16 protein-coding genes are annotated in these 17683 nt (G+C 62.2%); 3 read left to right on the forward strand and 13 right to left on the reverse strand.

Annotation, left to right across the window (positions count from 1 at the left end):
* Positions 1–135: 135 nt before the first annotated feature.
* Entirely contained in the window at positions 136–1476 is a 1341-nt protein-coding gene (locus tag AC07XM_RS10000) for a hemolysin family protein (protein ID WP_016489843.1), read from the forward strand.
* A gap of 117 nt (positions 1477–1593) precedes the next feature.
* Here AC07XM_RS10000 and AC07XM_RS10005 read toward each other — a convergent pair whose 3' ends face one another.
* The 8 genes from AC07XM_RS10005 to AC07XM_RS10040 all read right to left on the reverse strand — a co-directional run bounded on the left by AC07XM_RS10005 (position 1594) and on the right by AC07XM_RS10040 (position 12098).
* Complete coding sequence (locus AC07XM_RS10005; protein ID WP_016489844.1) at positions 1594–2490, reverse strand: peptidoglycan DD-metalloendopeptidase family protein; 897 nt, start codon at positions 2488–2490, stop codon at positions 1594–1596.
* A gap of 174 nt (positions 2491–2664) precedes the next feature.
* Entirely contained in the window at positions 2665–3561 is an 897-nt protein-coding gene (locus AC07XM_RS10010) for a response regulator (protein WP_102688999.1), read from the reverse strand.
* A 164-nt stretch (positions 3562–3725) separates the two neighbouring features.
* On the reverse strand, positions 3726–4496 hold the full coding sequence (phoU, locus tag AC07XM_RS10015; protein ID WP_016489846.1) for a phosphate signaling complex protein PhoU: 771 nt from the start codon (positions 4494–4496) through the stop codon (positions 3726–3728).
* 73 nt (positions 4497–4569) lie between these two features.
* Positions 4570–5403 (reverse strand): phosphate ABC transporter ATP-binding protein PstB, encoded by an 834-nt coding sequence (gene pstB, locus AC07XM_RS10020; RefSeq protein ID WP_016489847.1) that lies wholly within the window; start codon positions 5401–5403, stop codon positions 4570–4572.
* A gap of 72 nt (positions 5404–5475) precedes the next feature.
* Positions 5476–7092, reverse strand: a complete 1617-nt coding sequence (gene pstA / locus AC07XM_RS10025; RefSeq protein ID WP_172455922.1) for a phosphate ABC transporter permease PstA — start codon at positions 7090–7092, stop codon at positions 5476–5478.
* 71 nt (positions 7093–7163) lie between these two features.
* Positions 7164–9452: an ABC transporter permease subunit gene (locus AC07XM_RS10030; RefSeq protein WP_095116248.1), complete on the reverse strand. Its 2289-nt coding sequence runs from the start codon at positions 9450–9452 to the stop codon at positions 7164–7166.
* Positions 9453–9591: 139 nt separating this feature from the next.
* A complete protein-coding gene (locus AC07XM_RS10035) occupies positions 9592–10590 on the reverse strand; it encodes a phosphate ABC transporter substrate-binding protein PstS (RefSeq protein ID WP_016489850.1) in 999 nt (332 codons plus the stop codon).
* 218 nt (positions 10591–10808) lie between these two features.
* A complete protein-coding gene (locus tag AC07XM_RS10040; protein ID WP_060519715.1) occupies positions 10809–12098 on the reverse strand; it encodes an MFS transporter in 1290 nt (429 codons plus the stop codon).
* A gap of 360 nt (positions 12099–12458) precedes the next feature.
* Between AC07XM_RS10040 and AC07XM_RS10045 the strand changes: the two genes are divergently transcribed.
* Complete coding sequence (locus tag AC07XM_RS10045; protein WP_016489852.1) at positions 12459–12857, forward strand: acyl-CoA thioesterase; 399 nt, start codon at positions 12459–12461, stop codon at positions 12855–12857.
* A 71-nt stretch (positions 12858–12928) separates the two neighbouring features.
* Positions 12929–13825 (forward strand): D-hexose-6-phosphate mutarotase, encoded by an 897-nt coding sequence (locus tag AC07XM_RS10050; protein WP_016489853.1) that lies wholly within the window; start codon positions 12929–12931, stop codon positions 13823–13825.
* Positions 13826–13886: 61 nt separating this feature from the next.
* Here the strand turns inward: AC07XM_RS10050 and AC07XM_RS10055 are convergent, their stop codons facing one another.
* The 5 genes from AC07XM_RS10055 to AC07XM_RS10075 form a co-directional block, all read right to left on the reverse strand.
* Entirely contained in the window at positions 13887–14420 is a 534-nt protein-coding gene (locus tag AC07XM_RS10055) for a DUF3299 domain-containing protein (RefSeq protein ID WP_161775560.1), read from the reverse strand.
* A 48-nt stretch (positions 14421–14468) separates the two neighbouring features.
* On the reverse strand, positions 14469–14714 hold the full coding sequence (locus tag AC07XM_RS10060) for a GlsB/YeaQ/YmgE family stress response membrane protein (RefSeq protein WP_010955824.1): 246 nt from the start codon (positions 14712–14714) through the stop codon (positions 14469–14471).
* A 108-nt stretch (positions 14715–14822) separates the two neighbouring features.
* Positions 14823–15905, reverse strand: a complete 1083-nt coding sequence (locus tag AC07XM_RS10065) for a 5-(carboxyamino)imidazole ribonucleotide synthase (protein WP_060519719.1) — start codon at positions 15903–15905, stop codon at positions 14823–14825.
* Positions 15906–15915: 10 nt separating this feature from the next.
* Positions 15916–16407, reverse strand: coding sequence for a 5-(carboxyamino)imidazole ribonucleotide mutase (gene purE, locus AC07XM_RS10070; RefSeq protein ID WP_016489856.1), 492 nt, complete (start codon positions 16405–16407; stop codon positions 15916–15918).
* Positions 16408–16578: 171 nt separating this feature from the next.
* On the reverse strand, positions 16579–17511 hold the full coding sequence (locus tag AC07XM_RS10075; RefSeq protein WP_161775561.1) for a LysR substrate-binding domain-containing protein: 933 nt from the start codon (positions 17509–17511) through the stop codon (positions 16579–16581).
* Positions 17512–17683: the final 172 nt, after the last annotated feature.

A 17683-nucleotide genomic window follows, 5' to 3' on the forward strand; every position in this document is an offset into this window, starting at 1 on the left:
GCTTCCACACGGACCGCAATAAGCCAGCCACCCTTTGCTTTTACGGCCCCAGCCGCTACATTGGATCCCCTGTGCCAGCAAGAGCTGGCACTTTTTTTCTCCCAATCTCAAGACGGACCCCGTAAAAACTCCATCATGGACCCTTCCCCTGGTATCAGCCTCACCTCGTTATTCGCCGATTTCGGCATGATCATCTTTGCCTTGCTGCTGGTGCTGCTCAACGGCTTCTTCGTTGCCGCCGAGTTCGCCATGGTCAAGCTGCGCGCCACGCGCGTGGAGTCCATCGCCGAACAGCATGGCTGGCGCGGCAATATCCTGCGCAAGGTCCACAACCAGCTCGACGCCTACCTGTCAGCGTGCCAGCTGGGCATCACCCTCGCCTCCCTGGGCCTGGGCTGGGTCGGCGAACCGGCCTTTGCCCACTTGCTCGAGCCGCTGCTCGCGTACTTCGGTGTCGACTCGCCCGAACTGATCAAGGGCGTGTCGTTCTTCGTCGCATTCTTTGTCATTTCCTACCTGCACATTGTGGTCGGTGAGCTGGCGCCCAAATCCTGGGCCATCCGCAAGCCCGAGCTGCTGTCGCTGTGGACGGCCGTGCCGCTGTACCTGTTCTACTGGGCGATGTACCCGGCCATCTACCTGCTCAATGCCAGCGCCAACACCATCCTGCGCATTGCCGGCCAGGGCGAACCGGGCCCGCACCACGAACACCACTACAGCCGTGAAGAGCTGAAGCTGATCCTGCACTCCAGCCGTGGCCAGGACCCGAGCGACCAAGGCATGCGTGTGCTCGCCTCGGCCGTGGAAATGGGCGAGCTGGAAGTGGTCGACTGGGCCAACTCGCGTGAAGACATGGTCAGCATCGATGCCAATGCACCGCTGAAGCAGATCCTGGCTTTGATACGTCGCCACAAATTCAGCCGCTACCCGGTGTATGACGCCGAGCGTGAAGAGTTCACCGGGCTGCTGCACATCAAGGACCTGCTGCTGGAGCTTGCCGAACTGGAGCACTTGCCCGAGACCATCGACCTGGACGACCTTGCCCGGCCGCTGGAGCGCGTATCGCGGCACATGCCGCTGTCGCAACTGCTGGAGCAGTTCCGCAAGGGCGGCGCGCACTTCGTGCTGGTGGAGGAAGCCGACGGCAAGGTAATCGGCTACCTGACCATGGAAGACGTGCTGGAAGTGCTGGTGGGCGATATCCAGGACGAACACCGCAAGACCGAGCGCGGCATCCTTGCGTACCAGCCAGGCAAGCTGCTGGTACGCGGTGACACCCCGCTGTTCAAGGTGGAGCGCCTGCTGGGCATCGACCTCGATCACATCGAGGCGGAAACCTTGGCGGGGCTGATCTACGAGACGCTCAAGCGCGTACCGGAAGAAGAGGAAGTGCTGGAGGTCGAAGGGCTGCGCATCATCATCAAGAAGATGAAAGGGCCCAAGATCGTGCTGGCCAAGGTGCTCAAGCTCGATTGAGGAGTACGGGGCTGCTGCGCAGCCCATCGCGGCACAAGGCCGCTCCTACAGGGGTTCGCGTAATCCTGTAGGAGCGGCCTTGTGCCGCGAAAGGGCCGCAAAGCGGCCCCAAAAATCTCAAGGGTTACCCGCAGTAAAGTCGGGCAACCCGCTGATCGGCCGGTCGAACCGGTAAGGTATCGACTCCAGCGCCAACCCCACATTGCGCTGCACCACAAAATGCAGGTGCGGGCCTGTGCTGTTGCCAGTATTGCCCGACTTGGCCAGCATCTGCCCCTGGCGTACCCGCTGCCCCTCCGCCACCACCACCGAACCACGCATCAGGTGCAGATAAACGCCCATGGTGCCGTCCGGGTGCAGGATCCTGACAAAGTTGCCCGAGGGGTTGGGCTCGCGCCCGCTCTGGCTGTTCTGCGTCTTCACCACCACGCCTTCCCGCGCCGCGATGATGGTAGTGCCTTCAGGCATGGCGAAATCCATGGCGTAGCGCCCTTTGGGCCCAAAATGGCTGACACGGCCGTTGGGGCCTTGGGTGACGCGGAACGGCCCGCCGACCCAGGGGAACGCATACCGGAAGCCCTGAGGCCGCTTGCCAGGGTCCCCCATGGCCTGGAGCAGGGTCGAGCGGTAGTTCAGCAGCAGCCCGGGGCGCCCCCTGAGCACGCTGAGCATTTGCGTGGTGCGCGGCGGCAGCAGCCGGCGCACGATACGCGGGGCATCGCCGCCTTGGGCGTTCACCAGGTTGTCCAGGCGTAATTCGACCTCTACCGGCACATGCAGCTCGTTGCGTGCCGAAAAGCTCACGCCGCCGTCGAAGGTTTTCGCGTTCAGCAGCACTTGGCCTTCGAGCGTTTCGACCATGGGCTCGCGCAGCACCAAGGGTTTGGCGCCAGGGCCTGGCCGGTCGGTATAGGACACGACACCGAAATCGTCGGTGATTTTATAGAGCGTCACACCCAGGCTCGACGCCGAGGCCATGAGCAATGCACAGAACAGCAGCAGGCGGGCGGGCATGATAGTGGCTTTTTGACAGTTATGATCTGTCGAAGCCTAGCAGCGCGTTTTGAGGCAGGTATTGCAGTTGGTCGGATGGCTCAGGGCTGCGCGGGCTTTTGGAGCGGCCTTGTGTCGCGATAGGGCTGCGGCAGCAGCCCCAGGATTTCAGCTTCGCCGCATGAATTGCCGGGCTCAGGCGCCGGGTGTGAAGTGTTTCTGCGCGGTGCCGCGGGCAATCAGGCGCGACAGGTAATCAAGCTTCTGGGCGTCCTGGTCAACAAACTTGAAGGTCAACTGCAGCCAGTCGCTGTCGGGCTTGGGCTCCAATGCGGCAACGGCGTGCAGGTAGCCGTTCAGGCGGGCGACTTCGGCGTTCTCGCCCTGCTCCAGGTCCAGCACGGCGCCCTCCAGCACCTGCGGCAGCGCTTCGTTGCGGCGTACCACCAACAGCGCCTCTTTCAGGCTCAGCGCCTTGATCACGCACGGTTGCATGCCGCTGGCCAGGCGCAACTGGCCTTGGCCCCGCCCCGTCGGCGCGGGGGCTGGAGGCGTAGGTGCAGTGACCAATGGCTTGGCAGCCACTGGCGCCGATGGGGGGGCCGTCACCTTGGCTGCCTCTGGCTTGCCACCTGTCAGGGCACTCAAAGAATCGTTGGCGAATGCCGGGTTGGCCCGCGCCTGGCCGATGGCCATCAGGCTGTCGAGCTTACCGATCTTGGTCAGCGCTTTTTTCACCTTGGTCAGCAGTTGTTCATTGGTGAACGGCTTGCCAACAAAGTCGGAAACGCCCGCCTGGATCGCCTGAATGACGTTTTCCTTGTCGCCACGGCTGGTCACCATGATGAACTGCAGGTTCTTCAGCGCTGGCTGCTGACGGCACCAGGTGAGCAATTCCAGGCCGGACATTTCCGGCATTTCCCAGTCACACAGGACCAGGTCGAAGGCTTCCTTGCCCAGCATGGCCACGGCCTTGCGACCATTGATGGCGTCGTCGATGGCCATGCCCGGGAAGGCATTGCGCAGGCACTTGCGGACCAGGTCACGGATAAACGGGGCGTCATCCACGACCAGCACATTCACTTTACTCATCAATACTCCTTCTGAATCCCGACTAGCCTACTGCCAAATAATGGCCATTTGCTACAACTTGGTCACGCCGGGACTTCTTCACATCGTTCGCGGGTGCCTGCCGGCTCCTCGACCGCAAACGAAAACGCCCGGCCAAGGCCGGGCGTCGAAGCTCGGGAGCAACCTTACTTATCGTCAGATTCGCCCGGAACATTAGCCTTTTCGCCGTCAGCGACAGCGGTACCCTGCACTTCTGCCGTCATCCGCTTGAGGCCCATGTGGCGCACGTCGGTGCCGCGCACCAGGTAAATCACCAACTCGGAGATGTTGCGGGCATGGTCACCGATACGCTCCAGCGAGCGCAGCGCCCAGATCACGCTCAGTACCCGCGAGATAGAGCGCGGGTCTTCCATCATGTAGGTCACCAGCTCGCGCAGGGCAGTCTTGTACTCGCGGTCGATGGTCTTGTCGTACTGGGCTACCGACAATGCCAGGTCGGCATCGAAGCGGGCAAAAGCATCAAGCGCATCGCGGACCATGTTGCGCACCTGGTCGCCAATGTGGCGCACCTCGACGTAGCCGCGCGGCGACTCGCCTTCTTCGCACAGCTGGATGGCGCGGCGAGCAATTTTGGTGGCCTCGTCACCAATGCGCTCAAGGTCGATCACCGACTTGGAGATGCTGATGATCAGGCGCAGGTCGGAGGCCGCCGGCTGGCGACGGGCGAGGATGCGCACGCATTCCTCGTCGATGTTGCGCTCCATCTGGTTGATCTGTTCGTCGACTTCGCGCACTTGCTGGGCCAGACCCGAGTCGGCCTCGATCAGCGCTGTAACCGCGTCATTGACTTGTTTTTCCACCAGACCACCCATGGCCAGCAGGTGGCTGCGCACCTCTTCGAGCTCGGCGTTGAACTGCTGGGAAATATGGTGAGTAAGGCTTTCTTTGTTGATCATCGTTCGCTCCGCGAAGAGGCTTCAAGCTTCAAGTAGTTCGTGTCATTCCCTGTGGGAGCGGGCCGCGTGGCTGCTAGCCGTAGCGACCGGTGATGTAGTCTTCGGTCTGCTTCTTCGCCGGGTTGGTGAACAGGGTATCGGTGTCACCGAATTCGACCAGTTTGCCCATGTACATGAATGCGGTGTAGTCCGAAACCCGGGCCGCCTGCTGCATGTTGTGGGTCACGATGACGATGGTGTACTTGGCTTTCAATTCGTAGATCAGTTCTTCGACCTTCAGGGTCGAGATCGGGTCCAGTGCCGAGCACGGTTCGTCGAGCAACAGCACTTCCGGCTCTACGGCAATGGTGCGGGCGATGACCAGACGCTGCTGCTGGCCACCGGAAAGGCCTAGCGCCGACTCGTGCAGGCGGTCCTTGACCTCGTCCCACAGGGCCGCTCCCTTGAGCGCCCACTCCACGGCTTCGTCAAGCACACGCTTTTTGTTGATGCCCTGGATACGCAGGCCGTAGACCACGTTCTCGTAGATGGTCTTGGGGAACGGGTTGGGCTTCTGGAACACCATGCCCACACGGCGGCGCAGCTCGGCCACGTCTTCGCCCTTGCGGTAGATGTTGTTGCCGTACAGGTTGATGGCGCCTTCCACACGGCAGCCATCAACCAGGTCGTTCATCCGGTTGAAGGTGCGCAGCAGGGTCGACTTGCCGCAGCCGGAGGGGCCGATGAAGGCGGTTACGCGCTGCTTGGGAATGTTCATGCTGACGTCGAACAGCGCCTGCTTGTCGCCGTAGAACAGGCTCAGGCCCGGCACTTCGATGGCCACGGTTTCTTCGGCCAGGTGCAGGCTCTGCTTGTTGCGGCCCAGGGCAGACATGTCGATGCCGTGGGTATGAGAATCTTGCTGCATGGTCAACTCCATACGCTGTCAATTCGTTTCAAAGGGCCGCCCGGCTCACCGGGGGCACGCTTGCAATCAGGCTCAGCTGTCCAGCGCCTTGTACTTCTCGCGCAGGTGGTTGCGGATCCACACGGCCGACAGGTTGAGGGAAGCGATCACCAGCACCAGCAACAGTGCCGTGGCGTACACCAGCGGCCGCGCGGCCTCGACGTTCGGGCTCTGGAAGCCGACGTCATAGATGTGGAAGCCCAAGTGCATGATCTTCTGGTCCAGGTGCAGGTAGGGGTAGTTCCCGTCCACTGGCAGCGACGGCGCCAGCTTCACCACACCCACCAGCATCAGCGGCGCCACTTCACCGGCAGCGCGGGCCACGGCGAGGATCATGCCGGTCATCATGGCCGGGCTTGCCATGGGCAAGACGATCTTCCACAGCGTCTCGGCCTTGGTCGCGCCCAAGGCCAGCGAGCCCTCGCGCACGGTACGCGGAATACGTGCCAAACCTTCTTCGGTGGCCACGATCACCACCGGAACAGCCAGCAGTGCCAGGGTCAACGATGCCCACAGCAGGCCGGGGGTACCCAAGGTCGGCGCCGGCAGTGCTTCGGGGAAGAACAAGCGGTCTATCGAGCCACCCAGCACGTAGACGAAGAAGCCCAGGCCGAACACACCGTAGACGATCGCCGGCACGCCAGCCAGGTTGTTCACTGCAATACGGATCAGGCGGGTCACCGGGCCTTGCCGTGCGTATTCGCGCAGGTACACAGCAGCCAGCACGCCGAACGGGGTGACGATTACGGCCATGATCAGGGTCATCATCACGGTACCGAAAATGGCCGGGAAGATACCGCCTTCGGTGTTGGCCTCACGCGGGTCATCGCTGAGGAACTCCCAGACTTTGGCAAAGTAAGTACCCAGCTTGTTGAAACCGGACATGCCGTTCGGCTGGATGGCGTGCACCACCTTGCTCAGGTTGATCTCCACTTCACGGCCGTTGGCGTCGCGGGCCACCAGGCTGTCGCGGGCGAACGCCTGGTGCAGGCCGCTCAAGCGGTCTTCGATGGCTTTGTAGCGGCTGTTCAGCTCGGCGCGGTCGGCGTCCATGTCGGCCTGGGCGGCGGCGTCCAGCTTGCCGTCCAGTTCCAGCTTGCGGGCCTGCAGGCGCAGGCGCTCAAGGCCATGGTTGATGGCACCGATGTCCTTCTTCTCCAACTGCTGCAGCTCACCGTTGAGCTGGTTGGCGCGCTTTAGGCGGGCCTGCAGTTCGTTCCACGCAGCAGGGCCTTCGGCAACTACGCGGCCCTCTTCCTTGACGCTGACCAGGTAGCCATAGAAGTTGCCCCACTCGCGGCGCTCCAGGGCGATCAGGTCGGCCGGGCGCTGTTCATCGACCAGCCAGTCGCCGACCACCCAGGTGAAGTCGCTGCCGTTGAGGTCGCGGTTACCCACCTTTATCAGCTCGCGGGTCATGAACTCCGGGCCCTGGTCCGGTACCGGCAGGCCGGCCCCCTTCAGGCGGGCACGGGGTACCTCTTCCTTTTGCACCACTTCGCCGATGACGACATGGTCAGCCTGGCCCGGCACCTTGTAGGTGGCCTGGACAAGATCGGCCGGCCAGAAGTGGCCCAAGCCGCGCACGGCAATCACCGCCAGCAGGCCGACGGTCATGATCACCGCCATGGCCACGGCGCCGCCGCTCATCCAGACGCCAGGGGCGCCGCTCTTGAACCAGCCTTTGAGGGAATCCTTTTTCACGGATCGCTACCTTTCTATCAAAGCGACGAGTATTTCTTGCGCAGACGCTGGCGAATCAGCTCGGCCAAGGTGTTCATGACGAACGTGAACATCAGCAGCACCAGGGCGGCCAGGAACAGCACGCGATAGTGGCTGCCACCGACTTCCGATTCCGGCATTTCCACGGCCACGTTGGCGGCCAGGGTGCGCATGCCCTCGAACAGGTTCATCTCCATCACCGGGGTGTTGCCGGTGGCCATCAGCACGATCATGGTCTCACCCACCGCACGGCCCATGCCGATCATCAGCGCCGAGAAGATACCCGGGCTGGCGGTGAGGATGACCACGCGGGTCAGGGTCTGCCAAGGCGTCGCACCCAGGGCCAAAGAGCCCAGGGTCAGGCTGCGCGGCACGCTGAATACGGCATCCTCGGCAATGGAGTAGATGTTCGGGATGACCGCAAAGCCCATGGCGATACCCACTACCAGGGCGTTGCGCTGGTCGTAGGTGATGCCCAGGTCGTTGGTGATCCACAGGCGCATGTCACCGCCGAAGAACCAGTTTTCCAGGTGCGGGCTCATGGTCAGGGCGAACCAGCCGGTGAACAGGATGACCGGTATCAGGATCGCAGCTTCCCAACCATCCGGCACACGCAGGCGGATCGACTCTGGCAGGCGGCTCCAGGTGAAGCCGGCCAGCAGGATGCCGAACGGCATCAGCAGGAACAGGCTGAACACGCCAGGCAGGTGGCCTTCGAGGTACGGCGCCAGGAACAGGCCGGCGAAGAAGCCGAGGATTACCGTCGGCATGGCTTCCATCAGCTCGATCACCGGTTTGACCTTGCGGCGCATGCCCGGGGCCATGAAGTAGGCGGTGTAGATGGCGGCGGCAATGGCCAGCGGGGCGGCCAGGATCATCGCGTAGAACGCGGCCTTCAGCGTACCGAAGGTCAGCGGCGAGAGGCTCAGCTTGGGCTCGAAGTCGGTATTGGAAGCAGTCGATTGCCAGACGTATTTCGGCTCGTCGTAGTTCTCGTACCACACCTTGCCCCACAGTGCGCTGAAGGAAACTTCAGGGTGCGGGTTGCGCAGGCTCAGCGGCAGCAGCTTGCCGCCCTCTTCGATGATGATACGGTTGGCGCGCGGCGACAGGGCCAAGGTGCCCGGGCCTTCGGCAGCAGGCTCCACCAGCAGGGTGCGGTGCGCCGTGCTGTGGAACACGCCCAGCTTGCCGTCGGCGTCCAGGGCGATGAAGCCTTTGCGGCGCTCTTCGGCGTCGATCTGCACCACCGGGGCCTTGCCCATCTGGAAGGTACGGATCTGCTTGAAGCGCGATTCGCCGTCCGGGTCACGGGCCATGAACCATTGGGCCAGGCCACCTTTGGAATCACCAATGATCAGCGAAATGCCGCCGACCAACTGGGCGCTGGCGGTAATTTCAGTGTCAGCGCTTTCGGCCAGTTTGTAGCGGCCGTTGAGGCTCTTGTCACGCAGGCTGAACACGTCGGCGGTGGCGCGGCCGTTGATCACGTAGAGCCACTGCTGACGCGGGTCGATGAAGATGTTCTTCACCGCTTCGGTCATCTGCGGCAGCACGATACGGTTCTGCTCGGTGGTGACCTCTTCGGTCATCATGTTTTCGGTGCGCGTCAGCTGCACCACCTGCAGGTGCGCGCCGGTAGACCCGGCCAGTACCAGGGTGTCGCCATTGACGTTGACGTTGACGTGTTCCAGCGCACGGCCCTGTTCGTCGAGCACGAACGGCTGCTCACCGTACGGGTAGTCGATGCCGGGGGTGATGGTTTTCTTGTTGTCCGGGTAGGTGATCTTGTAGGTGTGGTGGAACACCAGCGCCTGACCATTGGACAAACCCAGCACCACCAACGGGCTGCCCGGCTGGTCGGTACTGATCGAGGTGACCTGGGTGTCTGCCGGCACTGGCAGATCGACCCGCTTGAGCTCGTTACCGGTCTTGGTATCGAAGAACAGTGCCTGGCCCTTGTCCGAAACTCGCATCCCCACCAGGTTCTGTTCTTCAAGCGCGATCAGCAGCGGCTTACCGGCATCCTGTTGCAGCCAGGTAGGCTCCAGGGCTTTTTTGCTGGTGAGCTCGGCGCCCTGGAACAGTGGCAACACCACATAGGCCAGGTAGAAGAAGATCAGGGTGATTGCCGCCAACACGGCAAGCCCGCCCACCAGGACGTACCAGCGGGTCAGGCGGTCCTTGAGCGCACGCATGCGGCGCTTGCGTTGCAGCTCGGGCGTATTGAAATCAATGCGCACGGGCTGGGAGTTTTGGGTCATGTTGGAATTGGCCAGATCATTCATGCGCACACCCTAGCGGTCCCGTGTGACAAAAACATTACAAAGTGGTGACGCGCGAAAGCCCGCCGCACAGTGAACCTGGCTTCGGACTGGAAATTCGTGGAAGAGGCCGGGCATCAGCACCGGCCCCCTCTTCAGTTACTTACTTCTTTGCGACGTTACCGGCGTGGGACAGGCCCAGGTCAGCCAGGGTCTTGTCGACGACTTTGGCCGGCAGCGGGATGTAGCCATCTTTCACCACGACCTGCTGGCCAGCTTGCGACAGTACCAGCTTGACGAACTCGGCTTCCAGCGGCGCCAAAGGCTTGTTCGGGGCCTTGTTGACGTACACGTACAGGAAGCGCGACAGCGGGTAGGTGCCGTTCAGGGCATTGGCTTCGTTGTCTTCAACGAACTCGCCGCCTTCTTTCTTGGCCAGGGCTACGGTCTTGACGCTGGCGGTCTTGTAGCCGATACCCGAGTAGCCGATGCCGTTCAGCGAGGAGCTGATCGACTGCACGACCGACGCCGAGCCAGGCTGTTCGTTCACGTTAGGCTTGAAGTCGCCTTTGCACAGGGCTTCTTCCTTGAAGTAACCGTAGGTGCCCGATACCGAGTTGCGGCCGAACAGCTGGATTGGCTTGTTGGCCAGGTCACCGGTCACACCAACGTCGCCCCAGGTCTTGATATCAGCCTTGCCACCGCACAGGCGGGTGGAGGAGAAGATGGCGTCGACCTGGGCCATGGTCAGGCCTTTGATCGGGTTGTCCTTGTGCACGAACACGGCCAGGGCGTCGACGGCAACCGGGATGGCGGTAGGCTTGTAGCCGTACTTCTGCTCGAAGGCCTGCAGCTCGACGTCCTTCATCTTGCGGCTCATCGGGCCGAGGTTGGCGGTGCCTTCGGTCAACGCGGGTGGCGCGGTGGAAGAGCCGGCAGCCTGGATCTGGATGTTTACGTTCGGATATTCCTTCTTGTAGGCCTCGGCCCACAGGGTCATAAGGTTCGCGAGGGTATCGGAACCGACGCTGGAGAGGTTGCCCGAAACACCGGTGGTTTTGGTGTAGGTCGGGATTGCAGGATCGACAGCGGCTACCGCGTTGGCGGTTGCAACGCCAGCGGCGGCAAAGGTAAGGGCCGCCATCAAACGCTTCAGTTTCATGCCTTGCTCCTAGCAGGAATATTGGGGTGTTGGATGGAACGGGCCCAAGTATCGGCAGGCCGCATGAACACGATATGACTTCATTGTGACAATTGGATGAAAGGCCATCACTGATAGCAGGTCTGGCCTCTTCGCGGGCACGCCCGCTCCCACAGGGGTTGTGCTGAGCCCTGTGGGAGCGGGCGTGCCCGCGAAGAGGCCAGCAGCCCCGAAACAGATCAGCGCTTGTTGGCGAGCAGGTACAGGCCTACGGCCAGACCCACGGCGCACAGGCCTGCTACATAATAGGCAGGCGCCATCGGGCTTACTTTCAGCAGCGCGGTCACCACCATTGGCGTCAAGCCACCGAAAATCGCGTAGGCCACGTTGTACGAGAACGACAGCCCACTGAAGCGCACCGCCGCCGGGAATGCCTTGACCATCACATAAGGCACCGCGCCGATCACACCCACGCACAGGCCGGTCAGCGCATACAGCGGGAACAGCAGCTCGGGCCGGGTTGGCAGGCTATGGTAGAAGGTCCAGGAACTGGCCAGCAGCAGCAGGCTGCCGATCACGAACACCCGGCCCGCCCCAAAGCGGTCGGCCAGGCTGCCGGCGCCGATGCAGCCAAAGCTGAGCAGCACGATGGCCATGCTGTTGGCCTTGAGCGAGTCGATCGGGCTGATGTGGTAGAAGCTCTGCAGCAGCGCAGGGGTCATCAGGATAACCACCACGATACCGGCCGACAGCATCCAGGTCAGCAGCATCGACAGGATGATCGGGCCGCGGTGGTCGCGCAGCACGGCGCGCAGCGGCAGCTCCTCGGCCAGCGCCTTGCGTTGCTGCATTTCGGCAAACACCGGGGTTTCGTGCAGCCAGCGGCGCAGGTACACCGAGAACAGGCCGAACACACCGCCGAGCAGGAACGGGATACGCCAGGCGTAATCGGCCACTTCGTCGGCGCTGTACACGCTGTTGATCAAGGTCGCCACCAGCGAGCCCAGCAGAATGCCCGCCGTCAGGCCTGCGGTCAGGGTACCGCATGCGTAGCCGGTGTTGCGCGCCGGTACGTGCTCAGAGACGAACACCCAGGCGCCCGGCACCTCGCCACCAATCGCCGCGCCCTGGATCACCCGCATCAGCAGCAGCAGGATCGGCGCCCACATGCCGATTTGTGCGTATGTTGGCAGCAGGCCCATGATCAGGGTCGGCAGGGCCATCATGAAGATGCTCAGGGTAAACATCTTCTTGCGTCCAAGCAGGTCACCAAAGTGGGCCATGATGATGCCCCCCAGCGGCCGCGCCAGGTAGCCAGCGGCGAAGATGCCGAACGTTTGCATCAGGCGCAGCCACTCGGGCATGTCGGCCGGGAAGAACAGCTTGCCAACCACCGTGGCGAAGAACACGAAGATGATGAAGTCGTAGAACTCCAGTGCGCCACCCAGGGCGGACAGCGAGAGTGTTTTGTAGTCACTGCGGGTCAGCGGCCGCGGAGGCTGCTCGATACTGCTCGGCACGGAAGTCATCGATCGTTGTTCTCTTGTAGGGCATGCAGGCCGCTTGGCACGCGGCTTCTGGATTGGGAGACAGGCGAAGATAGCAAATTGCCGAGCCGCGCCGAAAGCGATACAAAATCCATACAGATATTCATGAATGCGCGGTCGTCGCTGGCAGTTATGCCCTATATACTGCTGATTCGTAGGAAAAGGTTGTTGCCCGCGTGGGATGTTGTGCGAAAACGCCGGTCTTTATGTCAGACGGTTTCGCAGAGTTTCCCTACGGCCGTCCAGTGAAACGAAATCGGCGTAGTATGTTTCAAGCTGAATCGTTTACCCGGCCTTCGCGCCACACCAACGAAAAGCGTCACGGGTCAGAGGCCCCATCGCATGATTGAGCTCGAACAAGAAGATCCAATCCCGCAAGGCGACCTGGCCTTGCAAATCACCGCACTCCCGCGCGAAACCAACGGGTTTGGCGACATCTTCGGCGGCTGGCTGGTTGCCCAGATGGACTTGGCCGGCACCGCCATGGCCAGCCGCGTCGCCGGTGGCCGCGTGGCGACCGTGGCCATTGAACGCATGGCCTTCCTGGTACCCGTTGCAGTGGGCGCACAGCTGTCGTTCTATACCCAGACCCTGGAAATCGGCCGCAGCTCGATTCAGATGATGGTCGAAGTGTGGAGCGACGACCCGCTGTCCAGTGAATGGCGCAAGGTTACCGAAGCGGCATTCGTCTTCGTCGCCATCGACGGCAGTGGCCGCACCCGTTCCGTGCCTCGTCGCTGAGCCACGCGGGCGGTAAACTCATTGCATGTGCCCGGGTCCAAGGCCCACTGGCTATCAATGAGATGAACGCAATGGCTACCTTTCAGGTCGTAACCGAGCAACATGGCGAACTCAATTGCTGGCGTATCAGCAGCGATCGCGCCGAACTCCTGATCGCCCAGCAGGGCGCACAGATCCTCAGCTACCAGCGGGTCGGCGAGCCGCCGCTGCTGTGGCTGAGCGACCAGGCCATCTTCCGCCACGGCAAGTCGGTACGCGCCGGTGTGCCGGTGTGCTGGCCGTGGTTCGGCAACCTGCAGCGCAACCCCCAGGCCGTTCAGGCCATGTACCACGGCGAGCAGGCGCCTGCTCACGGGCTTGCGCGCTCGCGTGACTGGCAGCTGCTGGGTATCGAGGAAGCGGGCAACGGCCTGCGCATTGAATTCCAATTGCCTGAAGCGCAGGGCGATCTACCCGGCTGGCCTCATGAAGTCGAGCTGAAGCTGGTGGTGGAGCTGGATGAGGCGCTAAAGCTGAACCTGACCAGCCGCAATATGGGCAATACCCCCGTTACCATCAGCCAGGCCTTGCACAGCTACTTCGCGGTCAGCGATGTGCGCCAGGCGCGGGTCGAAGGCGTCGAGGGCCTGGGCTATATCGAAACCCTTGCCGACTGGGAACAGCGGGAGCAGCAGGGCGCACTGGCGTTTGCCGGGGAAACTGACCGGATCTACCTCGCTACCCCACAGACCCTGAGCATTGTCGACCCGCACTGGAACCGGCGGATTACCTTGACCAGCAGTGGCTCGCGCTCGGCGGTGATCTGGAACCCCTGGACCGAGCGGGCCAAGGAGCTGGCGGACATGGCTGATGATGGCTGGCAGCGGATGCTGTGCATCGAGACAGCGAATGTGTGGAATGATCTGGTGGAATTGAAGCCTGGGGCGAGTCATTCGCTGGGTGTACAGATCGGTTGTGAAATGATCTGAGGCCTGCAATGTTTTTGCCGGCCTCTTCGCGGGCTTGCCCGCGAAGAGGCCGGGCCAGGTATCAGAGGTCTGCGTCTTCCACCACCCTCACCTTCCCCGCATCCAGCGCATAGGCCGCATCGGCCAGGTCATTGCTGACCTTTTCCACCTTCAGCTTGCCGCTGACCCACAGCGGTGTGTAGATGTCATCGATCTTCAACCCTTTCGGGTAGCGCACCAGCACCAGCTGGTTCGGCGGCGGTGGCGGCACATGGATGCACGCGCCCGGGTACGGCACCAGGAAGAACAGCGTGCTGTTGCCCTTGGCATCGCTTTCCAGCGGCACCGGGTAGCCACCCAGGCGAATGTCCTTGCCGTTCATGGCAGCCACGGTCTTGGTCGAATACATCACCGCTGGCAGGCCCTTGCTCTGCTTGAGCCCACCCTTGTCGGTAAAGGTGCCCATGGCTTCCGGCGAGTTGTGATCGATTTCGGGCATTTGCTCGAGCGCTTTCTGGTCCGACTTGGGCATAAGCTCCAGCCAGTCGGTTTCAGGCAGTTCGGCATGGGCCAGGGTACTGGCCAACAACAGGGGGACGAGAAAAAAGGCTCGCATGGCAATGCTCGGCAACTCGAATGAATTGCCGGGCATTCTAACCAGTATTCAGCGTTTCTTGATGAATCCGTAGATCACCAGAAGGACCACGGCACCGACCAGCGCGCCAAAGAAGCCCGCCGCCTGACCGGCCTGGTAGATGCCCAGTGCCTGGCCGCCATAGGTCGCCAGCAAGGAGCCGGCAATACCCAGCAGGATGGTCATGATCCAGCCCATGCTGTCGTCGCCCGGCTTGATGAAGCGGGCCAGCAGGCCGACGATGAGGCCGATAAAAATGGTTCCAATGATGCCCATGGCAATCCCTCTGCAGTGAATATGGAGCAAGCCAAAGCCTAGACGGGCTTTGGCTTGTTGCCATGTTCAGAGGGCAAGCCGCTTGCAGAAGTTCGATTTGTAGCCCGATCAGTTGCTGATCAGAGCCTCTACTTCGGCAATCTTGCGCTCAAGGGTGGCCATGTCATGGCAGCGCAACGTGGCGTGGCCAACCTTGCGGCCGACCTTGAAGGCCTTGCCGTAGTGGTGCAGGTGGCAGTCGCCGATGGCGACGACCTTGTCCACGGCCGGCACTTCACCGATGAAGTTGAGCATTGCGCTCTCGCCCACCTTGGCCGTCGAGCCCAGCGGCAGGCCAGCGACGGCTCGCAGGTGGTTCTCGAACTGGCTGCACTCGGCGCCTTCGATGGTCCAGTGCCCGGAGTTGTGCACGCGCGGGGCGATTTCGTTGGCCTTCAGGCCACCGTCAACTTCGAAGAACTCGAAGGCCATGACGCCAACGTAGTCCAGCTTCTGCAGCACACGACCAACGTAGTCTTCGGCCAATGCCTGCAGCGGGTGCGCCTGGCTGGCCACCGACAGGCGCAGGATGCCGCTTTCGTGGGTGTTGTGCACCAGCGGGTAGAAGCGGGTTTCGCCATCACGGGCACGCACGGCCACCAGCGACACTTCGCCAGTGAACGGCACGAAGCCTTCCAGCAGGCACGGCACGCTACCCAGCTCGACGAAGGTGCCTGCCACGTCTTCTGGCGTGCGCAGCACCTTCTGACCCTTGCCGTCGTAGCCCAGGGTGCGAGTTTTCAGCACGGCAGGCAGGCCGATGCTGGCCACTGCGGCGTCCAGGTCTGCCTGGGAAAGGATGTCGGCGAAGGCCGGGGTAGGAATACCCAGGTCGCGGAACATGCTCTTTTCGAACAAGCGGTCACGGGCGATGCGCAGCGCTTCGGCACTGGGGTAGACCGGCACGAACTGCGAGAGGAAAGCCACGGTCTCGGCCGGTACGCTTTCGAACTCGAAGGTGACCAGGTCGACTTCGTCGGCCAGCTGGCGCAGGTGGTCCTGGTCGCCATAGTCGGCACGTAGATGCTCGCCCAACGGCGCGGCACAGGCGTCCGGTGCCGGGTCGAGGAAGGCGAAGTTCATGCCCAGCGGGGTACCCGCCAGGGCCAGCATGCGGCCCAGCTGGCCGCCACCGATTACACCGATCTTCATGGGTTGAGCCTCAAGCCTGGCGCGGGTCTGGGTTGTCCAGCACAGTGTCGGTCTGTTCCGTACGGAACTGCTTCAGTGCCGCGTGGTACTGCGGGTACTTGGCGCCCAGGATGCTGGCCGACAGCAGCGCAGCGTTGATCGCACCGGCGCGGCCGATGGCCAGCGTGGCAACCGGCACGCCGGCTGGCATCTGCACGATCGACAGCAGCGAATCGACGCCCGACAGCATCGACGACTGCACCGGCACACCCAGCACTGGCAGGTGGGTCTTGGCGGCGCACATGCCTGGCAGGTGGGCTGCGCCACCGGCACCGGCGATGATCACCTCGATGCCGCGGCCTTCGGCCTCCTCGGCATACTGGAACAGCAGATCCGGGGTGCGGTGGGCAGAAACCACCTTCACTTCGTAAGGAATGCCGAGTTTTTCCAGCATATCGGCGGTGTGGCTAAGGGTGGACCAATCGGACTTGGAGCCCATGATCACGCCAACCAGTGCACTCATCGTCGAGCCTCTTCGCTTGTGCGCCCGCGGGCGCGTCAAAAAACAACAAGCCACGCGGGACGACCGGCGTGGCTTGTTTGCTGATCAGGACCGGACGCATCCGGTCGAAAGGCCGCGCAGTATACCGTAAGGTGGTGCGTTTAAGGCACCCCGGCGACCAACTGTCGGGCCTTATTTTTCGGGGCTTTGGCTGACTTTTGGGTCAACCGCCGCCGCACCCTCGAGCTTGCGCCACAACAGCCTGACGTTGGCCTTGCGCACCAGGGCGCAGCGGTACAGGCGTATTTCCAGTGGCACATGCCACTGGCTGCCGCCGCAGACGGCCAGTTCGCCGCGCTCCAGCTCGCCACGCATCGACAGGCGCGGTACCCAGGCGATACCCATACCCTCCAGCGCCATGCTCTTGAGGCTGTCGGCCATGGCGGTTTCATAGACGGTGGTATAGCGCAGGTTGCGCTGGCGCAGCAGCAAATTGACCGAGCGGCCCAGAAATGCGCCAGCGGTATAGGCCAGCAACGGCACACTGCCCTCACCTTCCAGGTCGAACAACGGCTTGCCCTCGGCATCCACGGCACACACCGGCAACATTTCGGTGGTGCCCATGTGCAGTGAGGGGAAGATCTCGGCATCCATCTGCAGGGCCGCGTCCGGGTCATAGAAAGCCAGCATCAGGTCGCAGCCACCTTCGCGTAATGCATGCACGGCATCTCCGACGTTAGTCGCAACCAGGCGAGTGGCGATGTTCAAACCGTCGTTGCGCAACTGGGCAACCCAACGGGGGAAAAAACCCGACGCCAGGGAGTGTGCCGCAGCCACCTGCACCACCTCGCCCTGCCCGCCCTCAAGATGATGCAAATGGCGCAGAATTTCGCTCAACTGGTCGACAACCGTGCGTGCCGTGACCAGAAACAGCTGGCCGGCTTCAGTCAGTTCGATGGGCGTGCGGGAACGGTTCACCAGTTGCAGGCCCAATGCCGCTTCCAGGCTGCGAATGCGCCGGCTGAAGGCCGGTTGGGTGACAAAACGCCGCTCTGCCGCCTGTGAAAAACTGCGGGTAGCGGCGAGTGCGCTGAAATCTTCCAGCCATTTGCTTTCAAGGTTCACGAAGCACATCTCCCGGCGTGCACCAAAATGGAACACGCTCGAATGTCAATTGGCGTCACATGAAACACTATGCCGTTTGTGCATAGGTTAGCGTGCAACAGCATTGGCCGCAAAATCACCTTAAGGCCTAGGATTGGCGCCATTCCGGCATGTGCCGGGTCAACATCGAGAT

The organism is Pseudomonas sp. GW460-LB5 (assembly GCF_059423245.1).